This is a genomic window from Microbacterium sp. CPCC 204701 (genome assembly GCF_004010105.1).
GTDB lineage: Bacteria > Actinomycetota > Actinomycetes > Actinomycetales > Microbacteriaceae > Microbacterium.
This window is the reverse complement of record NZ_RRYE01000222.1, coordinates 1-5,005: the sequence shown is the minus strand read 5'-3', so window position 1 is coordinate 5,005 and position 5,005 is coordinate 1. Positions and strand designations below refer to the sequence as shown.

General features: G+C 70.7%; 4 protein-coding genes. All 4 read right to left on the bottom strand.

The genetic code is table 11. From position 1 onward, the window contains the following. Positions 1–3,189: efflux RND transporter permease subunit (locus EIO58_RS12365; RefSeq protein ID WP_164861672.1), on the bottom strand; the 3,189-nt coding region annotated here is incomplete at its 3' end. A 140-nt stretch (positions 3,190–3,329) separates the two neighbouring features. Next, positions 3,330–3,716 (bottom strand): fluoride efflux transporter CrcB, encoded by a 387-nt coding sequence (gene crcB, locus EIO58_RS12360; RefSeq protein WP_127819795.1) that lies wholly within the window; start codon positions 3,714–3,716, stop codon positions 3,330–3,332. After that, entirely contained in the window at positions 3,713–4,126 is a 414-nt protein-coding gene (locus EIO58_RS12355; RefSeq protein WP_127819794.1) for a fluoride efflux transporter FluC, read from the bottom strand. The genes crcB and EIO58_RS12355 overlap by 4 nt, the downstream gene beginning before the upstream one ends. 157 nt (positions 4,127–4,283) lie before the next feature. Continuing rightward, on the bottom strand, positions 4,284–5,005 hold a 722-nt coding region (locus tag EIO58_RS12350; RefSeq protein ID WP_127819793.1), incomplete at its 5' end, for a DNA topoisomerase IB.

Below are 5,005 nucleotides of genomic sequence, written 5' to 3'. Positions count from 1 at the left end.
GACATCGGCCGCTCCTGCGCCCGCGTCCGAACCGACGAGCGCCGGCTCGGCTGCACCATCGGGCGCCTCTGGCCCATCGCCCTCGGGAGCCGGGCCGCCGTCGCCGTCGTCGCGGCGTCGCGCCTCGCGGCGCTCCTTCGCCCCTTCGACGAGGTTGTAAAGCGTCGGCAGCACGAGCAGGGTCAGCACCGTGGACGACACCAGGCCGCCGATCACGACGATCGCGAGCGGCTGCGAGATGAAACCGCCGTGCCCGGTGATGCCCAGCGCCATCGGGGTGAGAGCGAAGATCGTCGCGAGCGCCGTCATGAGGATCGGCCGCAGCCGTCGGGCGCCTCCCGCGATGGTCGCGTCGTGGGCCGACAGACCCTTCTCGCGGTACTGGTTCACGAGGTCGACGAGCACGATCGCGTTCGTCACCACGATGCCGATCAGCATCAGCACGCCGATCAGCGAGGCGACGCCGAGCGGCACGCCGGTGGCGATCTGCAACAGGATCGCGCCGGTCGCCGCGAACGGCACGGAGATCAGCAGAAGCAGCGGCTGGCGCAGCGACTTGAAGGTCGCCACCATCACGATGTAGACGATGAGGATCGCGGCGAGGAGAGCGAGTCCCAGCTGCGAGAACGAGTCCTGCTGCTGCGAGACGACACCGCCCAGCGACGCGTCGGCGGATGCCGGCAGTTCGGCGTCCGCGATCGCCTCGGTGACCGCCGTCGTGGCGGCGGTGAGGTCGTCGGTCGACGGCGTGATCGTCACCGTCGCGGTGCGCTGGCCGCGCTCGGTGGTGATGGATGCCGGACCCTCGCTCTCTTCGACGGTCGCGACCTCCTCGAGCGGAACCGGTCCGGCCGCGGTCGGCACCGGCATCTGCCGCAGTTCGTCCAGCGACGCAGGCGTCTGGGGCGCCGCGAGGTACACCGTGAGCGACGTGTCGTCGATCTCGGCCGTGCCGATCGACCGCGGCTGCATCGTGTTCGAGACGAGCGCGCCGACGGCGACCTCCGACAGGCCGAGCGAGGCGGCGGCGTCGCGGTCGACGACCACGGCGATGTAGGGGAGCGAGGCCGACAGGTTGCTCGACACCTGGCCGATGCCGTCGAGGCCGTCGACCGAGTCGACGACCGCGTCGGTGGCCTCCTGCAGGGTGTCGGCGTCGGGCGCGGTGACGTCGATCTCGATGTCGCTGGATCCGAAGCCGCCGCCCGCGGCGGCCACGGTGACCTCGCCGACGTCGTCGAGGTCGGCGACGGCCTGCTGGACGTCCTCGCGGATCGCGACCTGGTCGGCATCGGGGTCGGTGGTGATCGAGTACGTGATACCGGCGCCGCCGCCCGAGAAGGCGTCGCGCAGCGGAGAGCCGCTCGAGCCGATCGAGACCTGGACCGTCTCGATTCCCGGGATGCCGATGAGCGCGTCCTCGACCTTCTGCGCGGCCTCGTCCTCGGCGTCGAGGCTCGGCGAGGCGCCGATGTCCTGCGTGACCGTGAAGGTGTTCTGGCCCGAGTCGCCGAGGAAGTTCGTCTTCATGAAGGGCGCCGCGGCGGCCGTGCCGACGAGCACGAGCACCGCGAGCAGCAGGGTCACCCACGAGTGCTTGAGCGTCCACCGCAGGATCGGCAGGTACGACTTCTGCAGCCGCGACGGCGGGGCGTCAGCCGCCTCGGGGTCGACCTGGTTGCCGTCGGCGTCGAGCAGCGGCTTGCCGGGCTTCAGGAACCAGTACGCCAGCACCGGCACGATGGTGAGCGCGACCAGCAGCGACGCCGACATCGCGACGGTCACAGTGAGGGCGAACGGCCGGAACAGCTCCCCGGTGATGTCGCCGACGAACGCGATCGGCAGGAACACGGCGACCGTCGTGATCGTCGACGACGTGATGGCGGTCGCGACCTCGCGCACCGCGAGCGTGATCGAGCGGAGCTTGTCGGCATCCCCGACGTAGTGGCGCTTGATGTTCTCGATCACCACGATCGAGTCGTCGACCACGCGCCCGATCGCGATGGTGAGCGCGCCGAGGGTCAGGATGTTGAGCGAGTACCCGAACGCCTGGATGCCGATGAAGGTGATGAGCACGCTCGTCGGGATCGAGATCGCCGCGACCAGCGTCGAGCGCACCGACAGCAGGAACACGAAGATCACGAGCACCGCGAACACCAGACCGAGCAGGCCCTCGACGGCGAGCGTCTCGATGGACTGCTCGATGTAGGGCGCCTGGTCGAACACCACGGTGAACTCTGCGCCGTCGAGCGACTCTTCCAGGTCGGGAAGCAGCGCGAGCACCGCATGCGACACGTCGACGGTGTTCGCCGCCGGGAGCTTCGTGATCGCGATGGTCAGGGCGGGCTCGCCGTCGACGCGCGAGACCGACGCGACCGGGTCGGTCTCCTGTGCGACGGTCGCGACATCCCCGATCGTGACCGCATCCGCGGCTGCCTGCTCGGGCGAGGTGGGCACCAGCGGCAGCGCCGCGATGTCGTCGACCGTCGTGATCTTCGACCCCGTCTGCACCGTCAGTGTCAGGTCGCCCTCGGTGACCTCACCGCCCGGGAACAGCACGCCGTTCTGCTCCATCGCGTCGGTGATCGCCTGCTGCGTGAAGCCGGCCTCGGCGAGCGCGGCCTGGTCGGGCGTCACCGTGATGCGCTGGCCGGCGCCGCCGACGATCGTGGCGGTGTTCACGCCGTCGATGTCTTCGAGGTCGGGAATGACGGATGCCTCGAGCTGCGCCTGGATCGCCTCTTCGTCGTCGTAGCCGGTCACCGCGAGCTGCACGACCGGGAAGTCGTCGATGCTCGCGGTCAGCACCTGCGGCTCGACGCCCTCGGGCAGCTGGTTCTCGATGCGGTTGATCGCCTGCGTGACCTTCTGCTCGGAGGTCGCCAGGTCGGTGCCGTATGTGAAGGAGGCCTGGATCACCGACGCATTGGTGGTGCTGGTCGCGCTGGTCGACTCCAGCCCCGGCACGCCTTGGATCGCGGTCTCGATGGGCGTCGACACGTCGTTGTTGACGACCTCGGGCGAGGCGCCCGGGTAGGTCGACACGATGATGAGCGCGGGGAACTCGATCGACGGGATCAATTCCTGCTTGAGGTTCGTCAGCGCGAGTCCGCCGAAGACGGCGGCCACGATCGTGATCAGCGCGATGAGCGCGCGGTTCTTGAGACTCAGGACGGCGAGGTTCGACACGGATGCCTTCGCTGGTGGATGGTGCAACGGATGATCTCGATACGCGAGGGCGTCTTTTCCGCCCTCGGCACTCGATCCAGCGGCGGGAGATGGCCCGCTCGGATACGGGAATGTATCGGGTTCAGTATTTCATGCGGTTCTCATCCGGCCGCCCCCGCGATCCAGCCGCCGAGCAGCAGCCCCGCTCCGGCGCCGATCACGGCGAGCGCGAGCGTGCCGAAGAGGTTGAGCGCGGCATCCCGCCACCGCCGCCGCTCGGCGAGCAGCACCGTCTCGACCGACACGGTGCTGAAAGTGGTGTAGCCGCCGAGCAGGCCGATGCCCGCCGCGACCGCGAGCTCAGGCGCGATCGTCGTGCCGAGCGCGGTGAGCAGGCCGAGCACGAAGGACCCCGACACGTTCACCACGAGGATCCCGACCGGGAACCGCCCGCCGTGCGCCGGCGTGAGCAGACGATCGGCGACGTACCTCAGCGCCGCCCCGAGGCCGCCCGAGACGGCGACGACGAGCATCAGCCACGCTCTCATTCCGCGACCTCCGGCGGCTCGACCTCGCCGGGGCGGTCCGCGATCCGGCGTCCGATGAAGAGCCCGGCGATCGCGCCGGCGACTCCTCCGGCGACGGATGCCGCGGCCAGCCCGACCGCGAGCATCGGGGTCGTGACCCACAGCGCCGTCTCGACCGCGAACGCGCTGTAGGTCGTGAACCCGCCCAGCACACCCGTGCCGAGGAGGGCCCGAGCGTGCGGATGGCGGTCGTCGAGCCAGCCCACCACGACCCCGAGCAGCAGCGAGCCGACGGTGTTGATCGCGAACGTGACCCACGGCACGACCCCGCCATCCCCGAGCGGCGCGACGATCGCCGCGCGCGCCAGCACCCCCAGGGTTCCCCCGACCGCCACGTACGCGAGCACGCGGGAGTCGATGCGCCGGGGCATGGGTTCACGCTACCCGGGCGCTGCGGGCGACGCGCCCGCCGTTCGTGTCGCAGGAGATTCCACGGCCGCGCCCCCGGGACGCCCGCCCGCGCGGTCGGAAGCCGCGAAGCGTCCTGTCTCACGCACCCGCTGGCGCCACCGTCGCCCGGGCGCCGGTTCAGCGGCCAGGGCTCAGCAGGGCGCGGATCGCCGATTCGGGCGCGATCGTGAGGTCGAGCAGCGTGCCGTTGCGGTAGCGCGTGAACACGCGAGGATCGATGTACGACCCGCGTGCGACGGAAGGCGTGTTCCCCAGCGCCTCGGCGGTCACCCGAACAGCCAGCGCCTCGGCGCGCTTGCGGTCTCGCTCGGTGTCGACCGTGCCGATGCGCGCGAGCGCCTCGGCCGCGAGGATCGTCCCTCGCAGTGTGCGAAAATCCTTCGCGGTGAACTTCTGGCCGGTGAGCGACCGGACGAACTCGTTGACCTCGGCCGCCGTCAGCGGCACGCGCTTCCGGCCGCGCGACCAGGCGAGCAGCGGCGATCGCGGCCGCCCGATCACGAGCACCTCCATCGACCGGGCGAGGTCTTCGTCGTCGATCTCGAGCTGCTGGCGCTGGCCGCTCTTGCCCGGGAACGAGAGGGTGACGAGCGAGCCGTCGACCCCGGCGTGTCGCCGCTGGAGCGTTGTGAGACCCCGGCTTCCGTGACGCACGAGGTACCGCTCGGCGCCGATGCGCGGCGCGGCCTGGTCGAGCAGCCGGAACGAGACGGCGAGCACGTGCTCGCGGTCCAGCGACGAGTGTCGGAGCAGCGTCGTCACGCGGGCGCGGGCACGCGGCAGCGCCTCGGCGAGCGCGAGCGCGCGGGCGAACTTGCCCCGGTCGCGGCCGGCCGTCC